Source organism: Pseudomonas sp. SA195, from assembly GCF_054131565.1.
In genome coordinates this window covers 506,983-529,078 of the sequence record NZ_CP096392.1, presented here as the reverse complement: position 1 = coordinate 529,078, position 22,096 = coordinate 506,983, and the positions used below count along the sequence as shown (strand labels likewise).

The 22,096-nt window shown below is 58.7% G+C and carries 19 protein-coding genes; 5 read left to right on the top strand and 14 right to left on the bottom strand.

The window, feature by feature from the left end; all coding sequences use genetic code 11:
• Positions 1-6: 6 nt before the first annotated feature.
• The 4 genes from M1D78_RS02350 to M1D78_RS02335 all read left to right on the top strand — a co-directional run bounded on the left by M1D78_RS02350 (position 7) and on the right by M1D78_RS02335 (position 3,425).
• Positions 7-339 carry a DMT family transporter gene (locus tag M1D78_RS02350; RefSeq protein WP_437422164.1) on the top strand — a complete coding sequence of 111 codons (333 nt, stop codon included), beginning with the start codon at positions 7-9 and terminating at the stop codon, positions 337-339.
• Positions 340-428: 89 nt separating this feature from the next.
• Positions 429-1,601, top strand: coding sequence for an FAD-dependent oxidoreductase (locus M1D78_RS02345; protein ID WP_437422165.1), 1,173 nt, complete (start codon positions 429-431; stop codon positions 1,599-1,601).
• Positions 1,598-2,413 carry an aldo/keto reductase gene (locus M1D78_RS02340; RefSeq protein WP_457933569.1) on the top strand — a complete coding sequence of 272 codons (816 nt, stop codon included), beginning with the start codon at positions 1,598-1,600 and terminating at the stop codon, positions 2,411-2,413. Before M1D78_RS02345 ends, M1D78_RS02340 begins: the two co-directional genes overlap by 4 nt.
• Before the next feature lie 130 nt (positions 2,414-2,543).
• Positions 2,544-3,425: a metal ABC transporter ATPase gene (locus M1D78_RS02335; RefSeq protein WP_437422167.1), complete on the top strand. Its 882-nt coding sequence runs from the start codon at positions 2,544-2,546 to the stop codon at positions 3,423-3,425.
• Between the two features lie 13 nt (positions 3,426-3,438).
• On the opposite strand, the gene hldE is transcribed toward M1D78_RS02335, so the two are convergent.
• Complete coding sequence (gene hldE / locus M1D78_RS02330; RefSeq protein WP_437422168.1) at positions 3,439-4,860, bottom strand: bifunctional D-glycero-beta-D-manno-heptose-7-phosphate kinase/D-glycero-beta-D-manno-heptose 1-phosphate adenylyltransferase HldE; 1,422 nt, start codon at positions 4,858-4,860, stop codon at positions 3,439-3,441.
• A 107-nt stretch (positions 4,861-4,967) separates the two neighbouring features.
• Complete coding sequence (msbA, locus tag M1D78_RS02325) at positions 4,968-6,776, bottom strand: lipid A export permease/ATP-binding protein MsbA (RefSeq protein ID WP_437422169.1); 1,809 nt, start codon at positions 6,774-6,776, stop codon at positions 4,968-4,970.
• A 32-nt stretch (positions 6,777-6,808) separates the two neighbouring features.
• Between msbA and M1D78_RS02320 the strand changes: the two genes are divergently transcribed.
• Complete coding sequence (locus tag M1D78_RS02320; RefSeq protein WP_437422170.1) at positions 6,809-7,429, top strand: BUD32 family EKC/KEOPS complex subunit; 621 nt, start codon at positions 6,809-6,811, stop codon at positions 7,427-7,429.
• Here M1D78_RS02320 and M1D78_RS02315 read toward each other — a convergent pair.
• The 12 genes from M1D78_RS02315 to waaF form a co-directional block, all read right to left on the bottom strand.
• The gene (locus M1D78_RS02315) at positions 7,416-9,371 is read right to left on the bottom strand and encodes an acyltransferase family protein (protein WP_437422171.1); all 1,956 of its coding nucleotides are present in this window, start codon (positions 9,369-9,371) and stop codon (positions 7,416-7,418) included. The two genes, M1D78_RS02320 and M1D78_RS02315, sit on opposite strands and share 14 nt — an antisense overlap.
• 67 nt (positions 9,372-9,438) lie before the next feature.
• The gene (locus M1D78_RS02310) at positions 9,439-10,659 is read right to left on the bottom strand and encodes an O-antigen ligase family protein (RefSeq protein WP_437422172.1); all 1,221 of its coding nucleotides are present in this window, start codon (positions 10,657-10,659) and stop codon (positions 9,439-9,441) included.
• On the bottom strand, positions 10,656-11,927 hold the full coding sequence (locus M1D78_RS02305) for a glycosyltransferase family protein (RefSeq protein WP_437422173.1): 1,272 nt from the start codon (positions 11,925-11,927) through the stop codon (positions 10,656-10,658). Before M1D78_RS02305 ends, M1D78_RS02310 begins: the two co-directional genes overlap by 4 nt.
• Before the next feature lie 9 nt (positions 11,928-11,936).
• Positions 11,937-13,046 carry a glycosyltransferase gene (locus M1D78_RS02300; RefSeq protein ID WP_437422174.1) on the bottom strand — a complete coding sequence of 370 codons (1,110 nt, stop codon included), beginning with the start codon at positions 13,044-13,046 and terminating at the stop codon, positions 11,937-11,939.
• Positions 13,033-14,787 (bottom strand): carbamoyltransferase family protein, encoded by a 1,755-nt coding sequence (locus tag M1D78_RS02295; RefSeq protein WP_437422175.1) that lies wholly within the window; start codon positions 14,785-14,787, stop codon positions 13,033-13,035. The genes M1D78_RS02300 and M1D78_RS02295 overlap by 14 nt, the downstream gene beginning before the upstream one ends.
• 11 nt (positions 14,788-14,798) lie before the next feature.
• Positions 14,799-16,244 carry a lipopolysaccharide kinase InaA family protein gene (locus M1D78_RS02290; protein ID WP_437422176.1) on the bottom strand — a complete coding sequence of 482 codons (1,446 nt, stop codon included), beginning with the start codon at positions 16,242-16,244 and terminating at the stop codon, positions 14,799-14,801.
• Positions 16,245-16,374: 130 nt separating this feature from the next.
• Positions 16,375-17,115 (bottom strand): lipopolysaccharide kinase InaA family protein, encoded by a 741-nt coding sequence (locus M1D78_RS02285; RefSeq protein ID WP_437422177.1) that lies wholly within the window; start codon positions 17,113-17,115, stop codon positions 16,375-16,377.
• The gene (locus M1D78_RS02280) at positions 17,115-18,110 is read right to left on the bottom strand and encodes a glycosyltransferase family 9 protein (protein WP_437422178.1); all 996 of its coding nucleotides are present in this window, start codon (positions 18,108-18,110) and stop codon (positions 17,115-17,117) included. The genes M1D78_RS02285 and M1D78_RS02280 overlap by 1 nt, the downstream gene beginning before the upstream one ends.
• Entirely contained in the window at positions 18,107-18,913 is an 807-nt protein-coding gene (gene rfaP, locus M1D78_RS02275; RefSeq protein ID WP_437422179.1) for a lipopolysaccharide core heptose(I) kinase RfaP, read from the bottom strand. The genes M1D78_RS02280 and rfaP overlap by 4 nt, the downstream gene beginning before the upstream one ends.
• A complete protein-coding gene (locus tag M1D78_RS02270; protein WP_437422180.1) occupies positions 18,910-20,031 on the bottom strand; it encodes a glycosyltransferase family 4 protein in 1,122 nt (373 codons plus the stop codon). Before M1D78_RS02270 ends, rfaP begins: the two co-directional genes overlap by 4 nt.
• On the bottom strand, positions 20,031-21,032 hold the full coding sequence (gene waaC / locus M1D78_RS02265) for a lipopolysaccharide heptosyltransferase I (protein ID WP_437422181.1): 1,002 nt from the start codon (positions 21,030-21,032) through the stop codon (positions 20,031-20,033). Before waaC ends, M1D78_RS02270 begins: the two co-directional genes overlap by 1 nt.
• Entirely contained in the window at positions 21,033-22,067 is a 1,035-nt protein-coding gene (gene waaF, locus M1D78_RS02260) for a lipopolysaccharide heptosyltransferase II (RefSeq protein ID WP_437422182.1), read from the bottom strand.
• Positions 22,068-22,096: the final 29 nt, after the last annotated feature.

The window sequence follows — 22,096 nt, the reverse complement described above, 5'->3', positions numbered from 1 at the left end:
GACGTTATGACTGGCTACATCTACCTCGCCATTGCCATCACGGCCGAAGTGATCGCAACCACCTCGATGAAGGCGCTGGCCGGGTTCAGCCGCCCGCTGCCACTGATCCTAGTGATAGCCGGCTACAGCCTGTCGTTCTGGATGCTCAGCCTGGTGGTCAAGACCATTCCGGTGGGGATCGCCTATGCGATCTGGGCCGGGCTGGGCATCGTGCTGGTGAGCCTGGCTGCCGCCTTCATCTACAAGCAAACACTCGACCTGCCGGCAGTGCTCGGCATGGCGCTGATCGTCGCCGGCGTGGTGGTTATCCAGTTATTCTCCAGCAGCACCGGACACTAGCGTTCCGCTGCATGGCCTTCGGCTCGGCTCGAATGCCTCACGCAAGCAGGCGCTATACTGCGCGCCCGATCATTGAACGAGGCGCGTCCATGTCCGAGTCCCTGAGCACCGATATCCTGATCGTCGGCGGTGGCGTTGCCGGCTTGTGGCTGAACGCTCGCTTGCGCCGGCTGGGCTATTCAACGCTGCTGGTGGACCGGGGTGTGCTGGGCGGGGGGCAGAGCGTCAAGTCTCAGGGCATCATTCACGGCGGCACCAAGTACGCGTTGAGCGGCGCGCTGACTGGCGCCTCGGAGGCAATCTCCGACATGCCGCGACGCTGGCGCGAAGCGCTTGAAGGCCTGGGCGGGCTGGATCTGAGCGGCGTTCGCCTGCTATCCGATGCTCATTATTTGTGGTCACCCGGTACCCTGACAGGCAATCTCACCAGCTTCTTCGCCAGCAAGGCCGTACGCTCGCGGGTCGGCCAGGTCAAAGGCGATGAACTGCCCGCCGCACTGCAGCACCCGCGCTTCAAGGGCAAGGTTTACCGGCTCAGCGAACTGGTGTTGGATGTTCCGAGCCTGATCCAGCGCCTGGCGCAGCTTGCCGGCGACGGTCTGCTCAAAGCCGAACACATTGAACCGCTGAAGGAGCATGGCGAACTGACCGGGTTGATGGTCGATGGTCGCGCTATTCGCGCACAGCGCATCGTGCTGACCGCCGGTGCAGGCAACGCCGAGTTGCTAGCCGCACTAGAACTCGAGCAGCCCGCGATGCAAAAGCGGCCGCTGCACATGGTCATTGTCAAAGGGGCCGCGCTGAAGCCGCTCTATGCGCATTGCCTCGGTGGCGGCACCAAGCCGCGCATCACCGTGACCAGCCACCCGGCCGAGGATGGTGAGTGGGTGTGGTACCTGGGCGGTGATCTGGCCGAAGCGGCAGGGGTTGCCCGAGACGAAGCCGCGCAGATTGCGGCAGCACAAAAGGAACTGGCTGAGCTGCTGCCCTGGATCGATCTGTCGGCAGCGAAATGGGCCACCTTGCGCATCGACCGCGCCGAGCCGGCTCAGTCCTCACTCGCGCGGCCGGACAACGCTTTTCTCGCCGAGTCGGGCCGGTTGCTGGTCGGCTGGCCGACGAAGCTTGCACTGTCCCCGGATTTCGCCGATCGCGTCGAGGCCGCGCTTGCGCGAGACGGTATCGAACCGCAACCCCATCCAGCCTTGCCCGCGTTGCCGCGCCCTGAAATCACCAAGCCGTTCTGGGACGGGCTCCTCTGATGACTGCGACCCTGCATCCGTACTATCGCCCGCTCGGCAGCACCGGACTGAACGTCTCTCCGCTGGGCCTGGGCACCGTCAAGCTCGGCCGCGATCAAGGCGTGAAATACCCCAGCGGCTTTCGCATTCCAGACGACGCCCAGGCGCGCCAGTTGCTGGCGCTGGCGCGTGACCTTGGCATCAACCTGATCGACACGGCGCCGGCCTATGGTGTCAGCGAGGAGCGGCTCGGCCCGCTGCTTGCCGGCCAACGCGAGGAATGGGTAATCGTGAGCAAGGCCGGCGAGGAGTTTATCGATGGCCAGTCCCAATTCGACTTCTCACCGGCGCATACACGGCTGTCCGTCGAGCGCAGCCTGACACGATTACGTACCGACCGCATCGAGCTGGTGCTGGTGCATTCGAACGGCAACGACGTAGACATCCTTCGCCACAGCGGGGTGTACGAGACCCTCGCTGACCTCAAGCGCGAAGGCAAGATTCTCGCTTATGGCCTATCCGGCAAGACGGTCGAGGGCGGGCTGTTGGCGCTCGAGCAGGGCGACTGCGCCATGGTTACCTACAATCTCAACGAGCAGGCCGAGCGCCCAGTCATCGACTACGCGCAGGCACACGCCAAGGGCATCCTGGTAAAAAAGGCCCTTGCCAGCGGCCACGCCTGCCTGACGTCGGGCGACGATCCGGTGCGGCTGAGCTTCGAGCAGTTATTCGCGCATCCCGGTGTCGCAGCGGCGATCGTCGGCACCATCAACCCGAAACACTTGTCCGATAACGTGCAAACCGCTGCATCCGTACTAGCCAGACAACAATAAGCACGGCCGAACGAGCCAGGTGAGCAACGCGGAAGACAGGCATCCCCACCGGCTATCAGCCGGCGGCCCCGATGCCCTGTTCCCACCCGATCACCCGGCCTGAACAGCCGCCACTGCCAGGAGGAGCCGAATGCCGCGCGTACTGATCCGCAAGAACCCCACCGCATTCAAGACGCTCCCGTTGCTCGTCGAGGCCAGCCCGGAAGGGTTGCGCTACCAAAGCCTCGGCCGACCGCTCAACTTTGGGGAAATGCTGGAACGGCGGCGCCCCGTCGCCGTCGACGACCCCGCACGTTTCAGCGTCGAACTGGCCAACCTGGGCGTCTCGGTACGCCTGACGCTCGTCTGGCAAGGCAAGGAATACTGGGTATTGGTTCGCCAGCAGCGCGCGGACCGCGGCGATGTGGTCCTTAAACTGATTTCTGGCTACGTACCAGCCCACGAACTGGCCCTGCCGCTACTGACTGCGATTCAGGAGGTTGCGGAGGAATGTCTGCTGGAAACGCCAGAAGGTTGGCTGGCCGGGCGCTTCGGCGACACCTGGCTGCCGGCCCCGTACCTCGGCGCGCTGCATTATCGTGAGGCGGTGCACTTCAACCTTGCGTCACTGTCCGGCTCGGCACGCCCGGTTCAGTGCGGCCAGATGACATTGATGGAGCGCCCGCGCGCCTACGTGCACCTGCCGACCGCGTCACTTCAGCTGGTTTACGACATGCGCCTCGAACTGCCCAAGGAAACCCGCGAGCTGAGCCTGTTCCACGTCGATGAACGCCTCGAAGATGGCAAGCTCGTGGCGCGCCTAGAGCGCCGTCGCCCCGATCTCTATTTGGTGCCATTACAGGATGGGCGGCCGACGCCAGCGCTCTTTACCTTGCTACGGGGCCAGCCGGTACCGGCGGCAACGCGAGGCCTCTGGCTATCGGAAAGCTTCGCCGGGCAGGATGACTGGGTGGTGCGCGCCGAGCGCACGAGCTGGCGCGACTGGGTCAACTCGCTCGCCGCGCCAAGGTGAGCGCCGAGCAGTGTCAGCGCGTGCGGATCTTCTCGACGATTGCCGTGGTGGAACTGTTCTCGACCAGGCCCAAAACCCGCACCTCACCGCCATAGGCCGTGACCAGATCGGCCCCAACGACCTGATCGATGCCGTAATCGCCGCCCTTGACCAACACGTCAGGGCGCACTTTAGCAAGCAGGTTCTCGGGCGTGTCTTCGGCAAAGCAAACCACCCAGTCCACCGCGCCAAGCCCCGCCAGAACTGCCATGCGTCGATCCACGGAATTGATCGGGCGCCCGGGCCCCTTCAGGCGGCTGACCGATCCGTCGTCGTTAACCGCGACGACCAGGCGATCACCCTGAGCACGCGCTTGCTCCAGGTAGGTCACGTGACCGGCATGCAAAATGTCGAAGCAGCCATTGGTGAACACGATTTTTTCGCCGTCGGCGCGTGCATCCTCGATAGCGGTCAGCAATTGCTCCAGCGTCATCACACCCCGTTCGGAACCTTCCTCGCGCTGCACCGCGCGACGCAGCTCGGGGGTACTGATGCATGCTGTGCCCAGCTTGCCAACCACAATGCCCGCGGCCAGGTTGGCGAGCGCCACAGCCTGAGGCAACTCCTCACCCGCCGCCAGCGCCGCGGCCAAGGTGGAAATCACCGTATCGCCCGCGCCGGTAACATCGAACACCTCCCGGGCGCGAGCCGGCAGGTGCAATGGTGAATGATCGGGGCGCAGCAGCGTCATGCCGTGCTCTCCGCGCGTAACCAGCAGAGCGCCCAGCTCGAGCGCATGCATGAGCTCCGCGCCCTTGGCGACCAGCTCCGCCTCATCGGCACAAGGCCCGACGATCGCCTCGAACTCGCCGAGGTTGGGCGTGATGACCGACGCCCCCCGGTATATCTCGAAATCCTTGCCCTTCGGGTCGGCGAGCACCGGGATGCCACGCGCTCGCGCTGCCTTGATCAGCGCCTGATGATTACGCAGCGCACCCTTGCCGTAGTCAGACAGGATCAATACTTTGACGCCGTCGAGCAGCCGCTCAACCTCCGCCAGTAGCGCGCCGGCATCCGTGGCGAAGGGCTCCTCGAAGTCCATCCGCAACAACTGCTGATGACGGCTCATGACACGAAGTTTGATGATGGTGGGCTGATCTTCGATCGATTGAAAATGCGCCCGGACGCCCGCTGCCGCCAGACTGTCATGCAGACTCTGCCGCGCCTCGTCCACTCCGGTTACGCCCACCAACGACGCCGGCGCTCCCAACGCCGCAATGTTGAGCGCCACATTGGCCGCGCCACCCGGCCGATCCTCGACCTGATCAACCCGAACCACCGGCACCGGCGCCTCCGGCGATATCCGTGAGGTACCGCCATGCCAGTATCGATCGAGCATGACATCGCCAACCACCAGAACAGCGGCTTGGTCGAAACGGGGCATGGAGAGTTTCATGGGGGCTCCGGGTCAGAATCAGCGTCAGATTTTAAAGGATATAGCAGCGGCCGACTTGCTGGGAGACGCGGCTGCGAACGTTCCGCACCTCACCATCACTGGTTTGACTAGGGTGTAACGCTTGTTTCCTGAAAATCGGTGGCATGCAACCGAGCATATGCGCCATTGGCCTCAAGCAACTCGCTGTGGGTGCCTCGCTCCACGATACGGCCATCTTCCATCACTAAAATGAGATCTGCCTTTTCGATGGTGCTCAAACGATGAGCAATCACCAGCGTAGTCCGGCCTTTCACGACATGATCAAGCGCGCCCTGAATGTGGCGCTCCGATTCGGTATCGAGCGCAGAGGTCGCCTCATCGAGAATTAGCACCGGCGCATCTTTGAGCAAAGCACGAGCAATCGCTAGTCGCTGACGTTGTCCACCTGACAGCAGTACACCATTCTCGCCAACTAGCGTGTCGTACCCCTCCGGCATTTTCTCGATGAACTCATTTGCATAGGCATCGGCAGCAGCACGCTGGATGTCGTCGAGCGGCGCGCCGGCTAGGTCGCCGTATGCGATGTTGTTGGCGACGGTGTCGTTGAAGAGCGTGACATGCTGCGTAACGAGCGCAATGTGGCGACGCAAGTTACGCAATTGATACTGCTCGATTTCTAGCCCATCCAAAAGAATCTGGCCGTACTCGTGGTGATAGAAGCGTGGAATGAGGTTGGCCAGGGTCGATTTGCCGCTTCCTGAACGGCCAACCAGCGCAACCATTTGACCCGGCTCGACCTTAAACGAAACATCCGAAAGCACCGGCTTCTCTGAGCCCGGATACACAAAGCTCAGACCGCGCACTTCGAGCCGGCCGCTAATACGCTCTCGGCTTGCAGTGCCATCGTCACGTTCGGGCGCTTCGTCCAGCTGCTCGAAGATGCTTTCCGCCCCCGCTACGCCTTTCTGAATTGTGGAGCTGACTTCTGACAACTGCCGAATTGGTTTGGGAAGTAGCCCCGCCAGCGTGATATAGGCAACGAGATCACCAGCCGAAGCGTCCCCCCGGAGCAACAGCACCAGGAACATCAGCATAGCCATGGCGCTGTAGATCACCAATTGCAGGCTGGGTGTATAGATAGCATTCGTCTTGACCATGCGAAGCTGCTTGGCAGTGTTCTCCTGGCTGGCGCCAAGAAACCTACCTTGCTCATAGCTCTCGCCGCCAAAACTGCGCACCACGCGATAACCCTGAATGGTTTCGGATGCAACATGGGTCACATCGCCCATCGCCGTCTGGATCTTCTTGCTCTGCTTGCGGAATTTCTTGCTGGCGCTGGCAACCATAACTCCAATCACCGGCAGGATAGCTACCATCACCAACGTTAGCTTCCAGTTCATCCAAAGCAGCGTGGCGAAGAGAAACACTACCGTCATTCCTTCCCGAACAACTACCTTAATGGCATCGGTAGCGGCCCCGGTGACCATGGTCACGTTGTAGGTGATTCGAGAAATGAGATGCCCTGAATTATTACTGTCGAAATACCGATTGGGCAGTGTAAGCAGGTTATTGAACAACGCCACCCGCAGATCATGAACCAGCCCCAGCGAGACCTTTGCGAGAAAATAATTACCGAGGAACGACCCAGCCCCTTGTATCAAAGCGATCAGCACGATCAGCATCGGCACCGCCTGAAGCAGCTTCAGCTCGGCCAGCCAAGCGTAGTCCTGCAGCCGAGGAACCTCGGCGAAAAGGCTAGCGTCCGGGTTATTCAATCCGTCGACAAAAAACTTCAGCATGTAGCCCAGCATCGGCTGGGTAGAAGCGAAGAGCAAAAAGCCCAGAAGGCTAATGGCGAAGAGGCCCCAATATGGCGCCACGTAGCGCAGCAATCGTAGATAAACCTTAAAACTAGATTGCTGGGTAGAATTGGCCATTCGGCGAGCCCTATGAACAGCTAGAGGAAAAGATGCGGATTGTATCAGCGGACGAACTTGAATACTGGCTGGCCCATGGGCAGGTCATTGAAAGAGACGCACGCGGGCCCAAGGTTATCGCGCTTGCCGAAGGAGACCTGCTTAAGATTTTCCACACTCGCAAACATCCATTGCTGGCTCGTTATTCACCACCCGCTCAGGTATTCGCAGGGAATTGCGCGCGCTTACTTGAGCTTGGTGTGGCAGCCCCGGTTGTTACTGAGACTTTCTGGCTAAACCGGTCGGTCGGATTGAGCGGTTGCCTGTACGAACCCCTGCCAGGCCGCTCACTGGATGCTTTGATTCAGCAGCCGGGCTTTCTGGCGGCCACCTTAGCGCCCTTGGCCGATTTCATCCTGGATTTGCATCGGAAAGGTATCTACTTCAGGTCGCTGCATCTCGGCAACATTCTCGAGGTCGAGAGCGAGCGTTTCGGACTTATTGATGTGCTGGACCTGCAGTTCCGGCGCGCGCCGCTGAACAGGCGGCACGTGGAACGCAATTTCATACATTTGCGCAGCTACCTGCAGCGTCGGAAAATCGAGTTTCCATTTGACCAACTTCTTGAGATCTATGCTCAGCGGGCTGGCATGAAGGACTTCAGTCTTTCCTAACGCGTGGAGCCTGAAACACTGAGCGGAACATTGGCGCCAGCAGCTCGCTACCGCGCAAGCTTAGGTGGTCGTCATCATAGTAGAGCGGTTTATCGTCAATCGCGCCGGGGCAATATCCAGCCTTACACAACAACGGGACCGGGTCGAGCAGCTGCACTTTACAGGCATCGCGTGCCTCGTCCTGGACGCCCCGAACGAACCCGTGGCGTTCGTCATATCGCTGCATCTCGATACCTATTTCACGTTTACGGCCGATGAGAATGTCGCGGGCCAAAGCGTTAGGTACGTTGACCGGCATTTCTGGAACAGGCCTGACAACGTAAAGCGGACGGGTTTTGGCAATGCTGCAAACAGTTTCCAAATATTGCTGGCGAAACTCCTGCAGATACGCCTCGGCAGGCTCATTGTAGAGATGGCTGAAGTAGTACTCGGGTCGTCCGCCCAGTGGGTCTGCCTCCCCTGGCGAGTCGCCAAATACGTAAGCAGAGGTACGTAAAACGAGAATTGCTGGGACTTGAGGGTGAATGCCCGGCAAATCCTTGGCCACCCAGTCCTGCACCGCCTGGCATGCCTTCCCCGTATCGCCGTCCTTGCGGGCACCAAACACTACCAAACAGCCGGCATGACCACGGAATAGCACGCTTCCCTCTCCGTTGGCGCTAGCGGCCGCCTGAACGACGTCTGCCACAGCACCGGCATGGCTATCACCAATCAAAACGGCCCGAACCGGACCGGAGCCGAACACACATGTTTCGTCACCTTCTGTGCAGGCTGTCAGACGTTCTGGATGACTGCTTTTTTCCTGCTCCATCCGCGCGACAGCCTCAGGAAGGCGATAAGGGAAGTCGTGTTTACGGATGACCTGTGCCGCGACGGAGGTCGCCATAACAAGCGCTACAAGCGTAACAATCGACCTGGGCCGTCCATACACCCCCAGATGATGCCTACCCGGCTCCTCGATGAAACGGAACGAAAGATGGCCCATCACACAAGCACAGGCGATGCCTGCCAGCACCCAGCCAACCGAGTCACTTCGCTCGAAATAGGCAAGGATCACTACTACAGGCCAATGCCAAAGGTATATCGAATAAGATCTGTCGCCGATCCATTGCATTGGGTAGAAGGTAAGTGCTCCACAATGAGAATTGGCGGCAATAATTAGAACCGCCGCTCCCACCGGCAGCAGGGACCAGGGCAAAGGCCATGACAGGCTTGAGTCGAACTGCAGCACGGAGGCGCCAAGCATAAATAGGCCCAGCCAGCAAAGCGCTGGCCGTGAAGTGGAAGCCCGCGCGCTCGTGCTCCAAGCGTAGACCAGCCCCCCGGCAGCCATTTGCCATGCACGGCTCGAAAGGGTGAAAAAGGCCTTCTCCGGTTCGTTGAAGCTAAGCCAGGCAGACCAGCACAACGACCCGAAAAAAATCATCAAGACAGCAAGCATCAACCATCTGATGCCGAACATGCGCGAGACTGCCAGGAGAATGAGCGGGTAAAGAAGATAAAACTGCCATTCGACCGATAGCGACCAGGTGTGCAACAGCCACTTCTGCTCTGAAGCTGCGTCGAAGTAACCGGCTTCTCCGAGATACCGGAGATTGGAAGAAAAGAGGACGCTGTCTCGTGCATGTTTTCCGAGCGTCTGGTACTCCGATGGCATGAGTAGAAACCACCCCAGCACTAGAACACCAATGGCCACCACGAGCAAAGCGGGGATGATGCGGCGGGCACGAGCAAGATAGAACGAAAGTATTGAAAAGTTCGACTCACTCACGCCACGCACGATGATTCCTGTCATCAGGAACCCGGAGATAACGAAGAACACGTCGACTCCGATGAACCCACCTGCGGCCCAACTAAATCCGAAGTGATATAGCACTACAGCCAGCACAGCCAGAGCGCGTAGCCCGTTGATATCGCTCCGAAAGCCGCTCCGCAAAGCCATCACATCTGATGTCCAAATGGGCCGCGAACGAATGCCGCTCCGTGGGAAGATCTCACTGGCATTTCCCTCACTCCCGGGAATTCAAAATGAAACGCTGGGGAGAGAAACGCAAGGTGAGCAACAATGGCAACCAGAAAGCAAACCACTCGATAGTTGGCCGAATCAGCGGAAGCCGACCATTGGTGGAGAGGCAACCTATACCGAATACAAACCAGAATATAAAAATGCCCGTGGCTGCCGGCAAAGCATCCCTGCGTACGAACACCGCCCAGAGCAGCGCCACTGCTAACGCCCCACCTAAAAGACCGCCAACACGAACAATCTCGATAAAGCTGGAGTGGGAATGCGTAACTACGACCCCCGGGCGGATCATGATATCGGCATCTCTACCGAATCCCTGGCCGATTAAAATGTCGCTTTCGATCTGGCTGAAGGCGGCGGACCAGATATCCATCCTGTAGTTGGGTTGCGCGAAACGCTCGGCGAGCGGGCCGGCAAGATCGAACAGCACCAAGCCAACGGCTGCAAAGAATATAAGGCTGGCCCATAGCACCAGATCTTCCCGAGCTCGCCGATAAAGAGACATCAAGGCCAGAACGCCCCCCAAGGCAACGAGTGGGCCACGGCTTTTCGTCAGCAGGATCATTACGAAACACAGAAGCATCAGAATGACGAGTAACACCTGCTTGCCACGCGCGGATACCGGGAATCGCCACCAAGCGATAAGCACCGTCAAACCTAAAACGATCGCAGAAGAAATAGGGTTATCGTCGCCCCATCCCGCCATTTTTTCAAACGAGAAACGCCCCAGCGCTAAGTTAGCTGAATTGTCTAACCGGCCGAACAAGGCTATGGCATAAACCACCGCTGCAGCAGCGCCTACGACCAGCAACCAGTTCAGCACGTGATCTACAGTAATATCCTGTCGCGCCGCTGCATCTATCACCAAAAGCAAGCACATCAGATACATCGAGTACTTCAATGCATCATCTATCGTCGATGTACCAGACCAGAGCGACGTGGCAGACATGTAAATAAGGAAGGCGCCTAGGGTGATCAACTCAACGGACTTAAGCCGATAAAGTTCGAGCAAGCGAGGTACGAGAAGCAACCCTGGTATACCGACCAGCAGATAAAACAGGGTTTTTTGGCCGCTTGAATCCAGAAAATAGAAAGCTGCCAGGTATAGAAAAAGCCCGGCAATCGCCCAGCGATCCAACCCGGTACAAAGTATTTTCTTGACACGTCCAATTTTGGGTGAGGATGGCAGATAAGGCTGTTCAGTCATCTCGGAGCAGTTCCCGCTGCGGGCAAGCGATGGGGCAAAAAATGAGTCTCAACGTCCAGCCCCGCAAGCAGACGCTCAAGGTGCTCGACTGTACTTGTAAGACCTGCGATTCCATTGGCGAGATGATATTCAGCGAAGGCTCGAGCCTTGAGAGCAGAGGCGTTTGGCTCAAGGGCGCGAACGCGTTCCGATAGTAGCTCAATGTTCTCGATGCGCGGCCCGAAGTAGGCAGCCTGAGAGAAGATGTCCTTTTGCGCCCCGACGGCGACGTAAAGAACCGGGCGCCCGGCCAACGCCGCCTCGATCACCGCGTTCGACATGATGTTCACCACGACTCTTGATCTCGCCAGCGCCTGCGCCAGTGAAACCTCGGCAGACAAGACCTCGACATGATCTAGCTCTGACGCAGCCTTACGCCAGAAGACGCCCCGACTACGTGGGTGCAATTTAACCATCACGTGATAATCGGGATTCCCGCGCGACCATTCGCGCAGCAACGCATAGGTCTTCTGAAAGTCAGGCTGCTTCTCTTTATCCGGCCCGACACCCAGAACCAACAGCGCCTTTAGCGTAGGGTCTGCCGCAGGCAGGTCGTAGGCCTGATCAACCATGTGTGATCCGGATAAAACGACTCGTGTATCACCGAATCGAAGCCGCCGCGCCTTGAGGGCGTCCAGCGAGCTTCGTCCGAACGCGAAGTAGTAGTCATAGTCGTTCATCCCGAGGCGCCGTGAAGCCTCGACCGTCGTGGCGTGAGCTAGGTGGACAAGGAGGCGTTTTCGACGATTCAAGGAAAGCCTGAGGAACGGACTGTACAAGCTGCCGTTGCGGTCATTCAACAAAATGCTCGGCTGATACCGCTCGACTAGCCACTCGGCATAAGCTGCGTAGCCGAAGTAGCGCATTGGTACAGGTTCCGGAGGTCTGACCAGCTTCCGGTCAGCCAATATCTCAGCGGCAATAGGCAGTGCGGTCTCGGTCAAGTCATGCCCGCGGCCTCGAAGGGCTTCCATGAAGCGCTGCTTTCGTCTGTAACTTATTACCTTTTGTGAGGATTGCAGCAGCAGAAACCGACATGGCTCGGTTACGACCGTCGGACTCAGCAACTGCTGGGCCCGGACGCCAAACAGCCAATCGATCAATGCGTCACGCGCGAAACGAAGCGCGCTGCCCAAAGGCCCGTGCCGCTCGCGCAGCAGATACCAACGATATCGGTCTAAAGCCTTGGCTTTGGCCCGCCAGCAAGAACCTTCAGTCTCATTCGACACCGGGTAACCTCAGCGAAAGGCCTGAACGAAAGGCAATGTCCAGAAACATTGCCGCGCGCTTGAATCAGAAAAACGCGTCGTCAGCGCGTGCTTCAGGGCGGCTGTTTTTCCATCGCCGCCGCCGGAGCTGAGTGCAACTAAAGCAGCGGCCAGAGATCGATAATCGCCTAGAGGAAAAAGCTGACCTCCTTGCTCTACTACTTCTCGCCCGCCACCGCAATCGGTACAAACCACTGGCAAGTCTGCGGCCATTGCTTCAAGCAGCACCATGCCGAAGGGCTCGTGGTCTGACGTCAGTGCAAAAACGTCGAACGCCCTGAAATATCGGCGGCCATTATCTATTTGGCCAAGGAAGCGAATCCGTTCCGTTAAGCCAAGTTCTGCCGCGAGCGCTTTCAACGCCGACTCAAGCGGGCCGCTGCCCATGACGGCCAGCAGGCAGCCCGAGGGAAGCTCAGGCAAGGCCTGCGCAAAGCCGCGAATAAGCGTCGCCTGATCCTTGTCGCGATGGAGCCGGCCAACGTTCCCTACGATCCAGGGATCAGCGGGTAGGCCCAAATAAGCCCGAGCTGATGAGCGGTCTACCAGCTCGGCTTGCACTGCGGGAAGGTTGATGCGGTTGTAGAGCGTCTGGATGCGGTCGCCTGGCCAGCCGGGTAAACATGCCCTAATGTCATCGCGAACAGCGTCGGAAACGCCCAGCAATAATAGGCGCTTGCGAAAGCGGTTGATGAATAGACGTCGAGAAAGCCGATCATAATCGCCAAATGCATGATGCACGCTGATAACGGGCAACGAGGTACCAAGCAGAGCGACGTAGGTCGGCTTTGACCGATGAGTTATACAAAAAACAAAATGGTGGCTTAAAGCGATGCGTCTAATCTTTCGGACCGCAGCCAGCTTCAGGCCACGTACCGCTTTGCTGTCGTACCCTAGAAACAACACCTCATCGGAGGCCGAACCGCGCGTAACCTCGTCGCTCGGAGCTCCGGTCAGGTAGACGGTACACACTTTATAGGGCGTGCCTGCAAAAAGTGCGGCGTACTGACGTGCGCAATCCAGAAACGGGCCCTCGTAGCCGTGACAGAGCTGCAGCACCCATTTTTCAGAAGCTGTCATACCAGCCCTTTTCGTCCTTGACCACGAGGATATCTTCCATGATCAAGTACTGCAGGTCGGAGCCATAGAACATATCTAACGCATCAGTGGGCGAGCAAACCATAGGCTCGCCGCGACGATTCAGGGAGGTATTCAGCGAAACACCATTGCCCGTCAGCTTTTCCAATTCGAGCATCAAATCATACCAGCGTGGATTGTGTCGGCGCTCCAGAACCTGCGCACGCGACGTGCCGTCCTCGTGCACCACTTCCCCTACACGCTCTTTCCAGCCTTCGTTGACTTCGAACGTGAACGTCATGAAAGGGCTAGGATGGTCGACCTTCAGCATCTGCGATGCCACGGTGTCGAGCATCGATGGACAGAATGGTCGCCAGCGCTCACGGAACTTGATCTGCTCGTTAATACGATCGGCTACGCCTGGGACACTTGGACACCCGATGATTGACCGGCCGCCAAGCGCTCGTGGGCCAAATTCCATACGCCCCTGGAACCAGGCTACAGGGTTGCCGTCGACCATGATCTTTGCAATACGCTCTGCGGTGTCGGTTATACGTTTAAATGCAGGCTTGTTCGGATGCCGAGCGCACGCGGCGATGACATCTTCATTCGTGTAAGACGGCCCGAGATAGACGTGCTCCATCTTCTCGACAGGGACGCCATGTTGATGAGAAACATACGCGGCGGCACCAACTGCTGTGCCAGCGTCCCCGGACGCGGGTTGCACGAAAAGCTCCTCGACCTCATCCCGAGCAATGATTTTCTGGTTGAGTTTGACGTTCAATGCGCAGCCGCCAGCAAATGCAATTTTTCCGGTCTGCTTGATGATGTCCCCAAGATAGTAATCCATCATCTGCAATGCGAGCTTTTCAAACAGTGCTTGCATGGCAGCGGCATAGTGGATGTAAGGATCATCGGCCACATCGCCTTCTCGCTTTGGGCCCAGCCATTCGATCAACTTGGGTGAGAAGTAAAAGCCCTTTCCCTTTTCCTTGTATCGGCGGAAGCCGATAACGTTGGCGTATTCGGTATTGATGGTCAGCTCACCATTCTCGAATTTGGCCAACCGGGAGAAATCGTATTTAGCCGCGTCACCATAAGGCGCCATGCCCATGACTTTGAACTCGCCATCGAGCATCTCGAAACCGAGAAATTCCGTAATCGCGCCGTAAAGCCCACCTAGGGAGTCTGGATCGTAGAATTCCTTGATCTTGTGAATCTTGCCGTTTTCGCCATAGCCGAAAAAGGTTGTCGCATATTCACCTTTCCCATCTATACCAAGGATGGCAGTTTTTCCCTGGAAACCCGAGCAGTGATAAGCACTTGACGCATGCGCAAGATGGTGCTCGACCGATTGGATCTTAACTTTCTTCAAGTCGAACCCGAGCTGTTGCAGGCACCACTCGATGCGTTTTTTGTACCGGTGATAGCGCCGATTACCCATCAGGATGGCGTCGAGCGCACGGTCCGGCGCGTACCAGTAACGCTTGGCATAATGCCAGCGCGCCTTCTCAAAGATGCTGATCGGAGCGAAGGGAATAGCAACCACGTCGACATCGGACGGCTTGATACCCGCTTGCTCTAGACAGAACTTGGCGGACTCGTAGGGCATGCGATTCTTGGCATGCTTATCTCGTACAAAGCGCTCTTCTTCTACGGCTGCAATTAGCTTGCCGTTGATATACAGGGCTGCGGAAGGATCATGACTGAGTGCGCCAGAAAGGCCGAGTATCGTCAATGCCACGGTAGTGCCTCTTAATTTTCTATATGGGTGCCGGGCACCGCGGGTAAGCGTTGGTCAAGCAGCCGATGCAGCGCGCTATCAGAAGGCCAATTGCGAAGGAAGCGTGCCCGGTCGCGGGCGTAAGCCCGAGAGAAACTTGCATCGCCTCGATGCTGCCGAACGGAGTCCAAATCAATCAACATCCAGCGCCCTTTTTCCCAGAAAATATTGTGCCCCTTCAAATCCCCATGACTGATTCGCTCACGAATCAACGCAGCGAACAATCTATCGAGAGCGAGCAATTCACATTCTGGTGGAGCCCCGTCCAAGTGGGGCTGGAAGCGGGCAATTATATCGTCTCCAGTCAGTAGTTCGGTAACCAACCACGCTCGGCCACGCATCCATAGCCAACGCTGCTCTTTCATCGCGAGCGGCCGCGGTGTGGGAACTCCTAGAAAGTTGAGCCGATTACCCTCTACCCAACTATGCCAAGCACGGCTGGGCCGCCAGAAACGTTTCAGCCAATGCACCGGGCTTTTGATGTTGTATCGTTTGATCAGTACAGCCCGCTCACAGAGCTCGACACGCGCAACCGTCGCACTCCCGCCATTTTTGTAGAGCTGACCCGACTCGATCAGTTGATCTGGATCGGGTTCGAGCTCACTCAGCAGGTCAGCTTCTTCACGTCGTGCCGCCAGTGCTCTAAAAGGCCCGATGCTGACTTGAAACAGGCTGCAGTCGCGCACTGTCTTTTTAAGATAGTCATCTAGCCGCCAGGAGCGTCGTATTCTTGTTTCACGAAGCAGCGTTTCAAGGGGCAGTGCATGCGTGTTGTTGGCCATTAGATAAGGAACGAGCATGTCTTCCAGAAACGGCTCAAGCGCAGCAGGCAGCTGTGCAAAGAAAACCCCTAGATTCTTTAGAACAAGATTTCGCGATAGCGGTTTTCCTGGCTCTTGCGCTTTCACACCCCCGCCATCGACCACATGCAGAATACCTTGAGAGACGATAAAGTTTTCGAGGTGGAGGTCGTCCTGCCAGAGGCCGCGCAAGTGCATCTCTGCGATCAACGTGAGCGCGTTACTGAGAACTGAGTGTTGACCTACAGAAAGCGGAGCTTCGGCCTCCACTGCCCGCCAGCTATCCCATAGGCTCTGAGAACCTTCGAGGAAATCGAATAGCAACCATCCTCCCTGGCCGGCAACACAACCACTCGAGAGCAGCGCTGGTGTCGGCATCTGCTGGTTGACTAAAAGCGCGGCGCCGTCACGCTCTCGGATGAAGTTTTTCTCGGCCTTGCCGCCGACCATCAGCTTTGCCAACACCAGCCGGCCGTCAAAGTTTGCGCGACAAACGTACCGCTGCGCAGGAAGCACACGTAGCCAACGTTCAACTTCAAGCACGCATGTTTCGCCCAAATCGACAGTTAACGGCAGTCCAGGCTCGCGTCCTGCGCTTGCTAGATCAGAGAGCTTCATGCGCGATACCGACAGCTGTTGCGCAAAGCCGTCTTTCCAATGCGCGCGTGCCAGCAAACCATCGCCCGCTCTGAACCGAATATCGAGCCAGGGTGATCGAACGCTGGGTCTTCGATCATGATGAAGATGGTCATTCTCGCCCCAGAAAATAAGACGTTATCTGGCGGATTCGTTGCTTATCTTTGCTATTCAGCCTACTGCGCTGAACATATTGAAGATAGAAGCGCAAACGTTGAGTTCTTGTCAGCTGGTACTTCGCGACCTTGTCCAGGCACGCCAGGTCCTTGACAATCCGACGGGTCAGAAAAGGCCCATGCCAGAACGAGCCCGTGGGGCAGTCGATGAGAAACAGCCGCTGCTGCTCATCCACCAGCAGATTTCGCCATTTGAGGTCGTTATGCGCGAATCGGTGCAGGTGAAGCATTCGCGTCGCCTCGGCGATCTGCCGGCTGACAACGTTGACCCATTGCCTGTCGCCGAGACGCGGGTCGTTCGATGACGCCAGCTGCGCCAGATCTTGCGTGCCGGGTAACTCCCGGGTGATCAAGGCACCACGCCCAAACGAAGCGCCGTTTCGCTCCAGGCCATAAGCAACAAGCGGGGCGGTAGGAATACCCCAGCGTTTAAAAAGCTTCAGGTTCTGCCATTCAGCTTTGACGCGTGGCCTTCCGAGATAGCGACGCAAGCCTTTGCCTGCACCTGTATAACGTTTGACATAGTAATGAATGCCGCCGCGCTCGATACGGATAACCTCTGATAGCGGGTCGCCGCTTATACGCTCGCCAGTGAGCGCGAATACTGCGTCCAGGCTGCCGAAATCCCTGGCCAACTCTTCGTCCTGAGCTGACTCCAATACCCAACAACCGGCCATCAGTACTGACGCTCAAATCGATCAAGCACCTTCGGGATGCGCCAGATAGGCACAAATGGCCGCCAGCAGTACCGACCCGCAATCTTTACGCTGACCAGCGGGGCGATTACTTCATTCCGAGGATCGAAACCCGGCCGCCATACGAACGCCTTGTTGCGCCGCGTTATGGTGACCGTTGGAAGCCCGATGAGCGAGGCGAGATGACCACCGCCCGAGTCATTACTAATAACCGCCTGCCGACTCGCCAGATGATTCAACAACTCACCGACGGTTGGAAAAGACCGCACCGGGAAAGACGTTACATGAGTAGCGATTTTCTCTTTTTCTGCGGGCAGGCACAGAAAGTCTACCTCCCAGCCTCTACTCCGAAGCCGTTGACCTAACCAGACAAAGCCGCGCAATGAATAATTTTTGCGAGGCTCCGGCGTTGTCGGGAATATCGAGACGGACCGGGACCCACCCCGTTCACGTGCAACCTTGACTTCAACTTGCCTATCACAGCCAAGCCCGAACGCACTTTTGGCGTAGTCATCAACCCACTGGGCCATGTTCTTACCCGTCCGTGAGTCAAGACAGAACGGACGGGACGCATCGGGATAGACCTGGCCGCACACCTCAGTATTTTGGGGGCTCAACCCTAGAGTCTTAGGCAGTTTTTTTGCTGAGACGATCGCAACATTACGGCTGGCGATCGCCTTATCACCAGCCGAAACACGGTTAAGCCATCCGACGTAGCTGATTACCAGATCGAACGCAGAGGCCAGGTCTATAAGATCCACCGCATCGCTTGTACGGATGTCCATCCACGGAAAATGAGGCTGAGTGGATTGGGCAAGCGAAGAAAACAAGGTGACCTGAGCGCCATTACTACAAAAAATCCAAGCGAGGCGTATATAAAGCGTGACGTCGCCCAGGGCCGGGCATGGAACGATTGCTACTTGCCGACCTGCAAATGACTCGACTGAGCATGACCCCTGGGGGTGGACTCGACTCACAATGCCCCTCCATAACGCAGTTTGCGGCCGTACAGGCGCTGCGCCTTACGCTCAAGACGGGACAACAATGCGGCCTCCTCCTTAAGGATGATGCGCAATGGTTGACGAAAGTAAGCGCTTATAAAACGCAGCTTATCCCGCTCAGTCAACCCGATAGCCAAAGACGAGAAGTACAACCCCGCCAGATCCTTGTCGCGCCAGCGCCGCGGTGTTTCGCTACGAACCTGCGCACGATGCAGATCAATCACTGAAAGTCTGAAATCCTGCGCCTTGACGGGCTTGTCCGTATGCAACAAAAAGTGGCAGATATAGCAGTCGCGATGATTGACACCGGCGCGATGCATCGTGCCGGTCATGTGAGCAACTTCTGCGATCAGCGCTCGTTTGAGCACGGGGTCCGGAGGATTTTCCAGCCAGCCAGCCGAGTAGTCTTCAAGGCTGACCGTAGGTGCCAATTCCTCGGTGATGATGAACGAATGCTGGCTGGCCGGGTTGCTGCCGCGCTCACCGTAGGCTACGGCGGTCATGGTCGGTACGCCGACCTGATGCAGGCGCTCCAGCGCGCGCCACTCCTGCCCGGCACCGAGTACCGGCAGCTTGGCGGTGCTCAGATTCTTGAAAATCTCGCCCCAGCCTATGCCACGATGGATTTTGACGAAGTAACCGCGGCCGTCCACCTCGGTGCGCAGGGTGCGCCGCGCTTCGAGCTCGCGATAGACCTGCCCGTCCAGCCGTTCCACCGCCTCGAAGGGGTCACGGCCGGCCCAGCGCGAGCGGAAGGGCTCACCAAGAACAAGCTTCATGCGCGCTCCGCCAGAATCACGTCAGCCGCGCGCTCGGGCATGCTGTAGAGGTCGGCCGTATCCGCATAGGCCAGAGCGTTGCGCGCCCAGCGGCTACGCTGCACGTCGTCGGCGAGCATGTCGGCGAGCGTCCGGTCGAGACTGGCCTGCTGGTAGGGGCTGGGCACCACCTGGCCAGCGTCAGCATCGGCGATGTAGTGGGCGTATCCGCAGACATCCGTGACCAGTACAGGAAGGCCAGCGACGAGCGCCTCCAGCAGCACGGTGCCGGTGTTTTCGTTGTAGGCGGGATGGATCAGCAGATCCGCCCCAAGCAGAAACCGCGGTATATCGCTGCGCCCCTTTAAAAACTCCACCTGGCTGGCAATCCCCAACGTACGTGCCTGTAGCTGGAACGGCTTGGGGTCGTCCTGACCAATGACGAACAGACGGGTCCGCCGCTTCAGCTCGCGTGGCAATGCCGCCAAGGCCTTGAGGCTGCGGTCGACGCCCTTGGTCTTAAAGCCTGAGCCAATCTGCACCAGCAGCAACTCGTCGCTGCCCAGTTCGAACTCGTCGCGAAATGCTTGGCGCATCGCCGAAGCATTCGCTGGCGCGCGCCGGTCTTGGGCAATACCGGGCGGCAAGAGGTGAAAGCGTTCCAGCGGGGTCGCGTAGTGCTTGATGAACAGCGGCTGCTGGACCTCGGAAATCATCAATATCTCGGTATTGGACCGCGGCTCGAACACCGCACGCTCGTATTCAGCGAAATGCTTATAGCGGCCCCACCGCCGATAGATCGGGTTACGCAGCGTCTGCGCCTTGTCTTCGAAACAGGGGTCGGCGGCGTAATACACGTCAAGCCCGGGCATCTTGTTGAAACCGATCACCCGATCCACCGGCCTCTGGGCCAGATCCGCCTCGACCCATGCGGTGAAGCGCTCGTTGCGGGTGTGGTTGAACAGCGCTTTGACCGGCGCGATCAATACGTCGAAACCGTCCGGCTGATCGCCTTCCCAGATCATTGCATAGACGCGAATCTGGTGGCCGCGACGCTGGCATTCCAGCGCGATACGCATGAAGTCGCGCTGCAATCCGCCAAAAGGAAAATACTTGTAGAGAATGAAAGCCAGCTGCATCAGGCTGTCTCCGACGACCGCAACAGGGCCTTGAGTTCGCTGGCGACGCGCTCAGCTGGCAGCGCGTCGAAGCAGGGTTTGTGGCGGTCACCCTTGCCGGCGTTCGGCCCGGGTGCGCAAAGGTGGACCTGAGATCGCCCGTAGGCGCCGACGCGGCCCGGCAGGGTCGGGCCGTAGAGCGAGAGGCTCGGTACGTCTAGCGCTGCAGCGAGGTGGCCGAGGCCCGTGTCCACCGCGACGCACGCTCGGGCTCCGGCAATGACTTTGGCAATGCCCCCCAGGTTGAGCCGCGGCAATACCGAAACACCGGGCAGCCCGTCGGCAATTTGCTCGGCTCGGGCCTGTTCCTCGGCGTTGCCCCAGGGCAACCGGATGGCCCAGCCGAACTCGACCATGCGCTCGGCCAGCTCGCGCCAGTTACGCTCAGGCCAATGCTTGCTCGACCAAGTGGTGCCATGCAGGAACAACAGGTACGGCTGCTCGCCGGGACAGGCGAGCTGGCTACGATCCAAACCGTAGTCGCCGATCGTCTGGGGTGATGCATAGCCCAGAGCCTGGGCAAAAAGTTGACGGACGCGCTCGAGGGCGTGCTGGTCGCGCGGTACGGCGTAGCGACGATCGTAGAAACGTGCGGCCATCGGCTCGCGTGCAGAGTCCCGATCCAGGCCCGCGACCGGCGCCGCGACGTGGCGCGTCAGAAACGCGCTCTTGATTAACCCTTGGGCGTCGATCACCAGGTCGTAACGGGCTTCCCCCAAGCGCGCCTTGAAGCGCTTCCACTCACCCGAGCGCCAGGTGCGCAGCGGGTGTTGGCGCCAGCGGCGAATGGCAACCGGAATGACCTGAGCCACAGCTGGGTGCCAGGCCGGGATCTCGGCGAACCCCTCCTCCACCACCCAATCGAACTGGATGCCCGGCAATGCGCGCGCGGCATCGGTCAGCGCCGGAAGGGTGTGAACCACATCGCCCAGCGAAGAGGTCTTGACCAGCAGCACCCTCACTCAGCGCACCTCGACCGACTGCGGCGTCAGGCGCTCCAGCGCCTCGATGACTGCACGGGGCTTGAGGTCGCGCATGCAGTTATTGTGACCAAAACGGCAGGTGCGTTCGAAACAGGGGCTGCAATCGAGCCCGAGGCGTACGATTTCGACGTGGTCGGACAGCGGCGGGGTAAACGCAGGGGAAGTCGAACCGTAGACGGTAACCAGAGGTCGTCCCAGCGCCGCGGCCACGTGCATCAGCCCGGAATCGTTGGAAACCACCGCATCGGCGCAAGAAAGCAGGTCGATGGCTTCGGCCAGACTCGTTTCACCCGCGAGGTTCTGAGCCTCCTCGCGCAACCCAGGAATCAGTCCCGTCAGAATTTCCTCGCCCACGGCGTGGTCATTCTTCGAACCGAACAGCCATACCTGCCAACCTTCGCGAATTCTCGCCTCGGCGACCTTGGCAAAGTACTCGGCCGGCCAGCGCTTGGACTCACCGAACTCGGCACCAGGGCAGAGGGCCAGCACCGGTCGATCGAGCGCCAGGCCGAACCGCACCAAGGCTGCGTCACGACTCTGCTCGACGATTTTCAGCGAGGGCTTGGGATAAGGCTTGGGCAGTTCGGCGCCGGGTTCGTAGGCCAGCGCCATGAACCGCTCGATCATCAGCGGATAGCGCTGCTTGTCCAACTTACGGATATCGTTGAGCAGGCCGAAGCGCATTTCGCCGCGCCAGCCAGTCCGCTTCGGGATGCCTGCGAAAAATGGCACCAGCGCCGATTTGAGCGAGTTGGGTAAAAGAATGGCCTGATCATATTGGCCACGCAGGCCTTGTGCGATGCTGCGCCGCGTCGCCATATCGAGCACGCCATGCCCGACAGGAAAGCTCAGCGCCTCACGAACCTCGGGCATCCGTTCAAGGATCGGCCGGCTCCACTCCGGCGCCAGCACGTCGATCTGGCAATCGGCGTAGCGCTGTTTCAGGCAGGCGAACAACGTCTGCGCCATTACCATGTCGCCGACCCAACTGGGACCCACGATGAGGATATTCATAATCAAAGCCGCTTGAGGCAAAAGGCTGG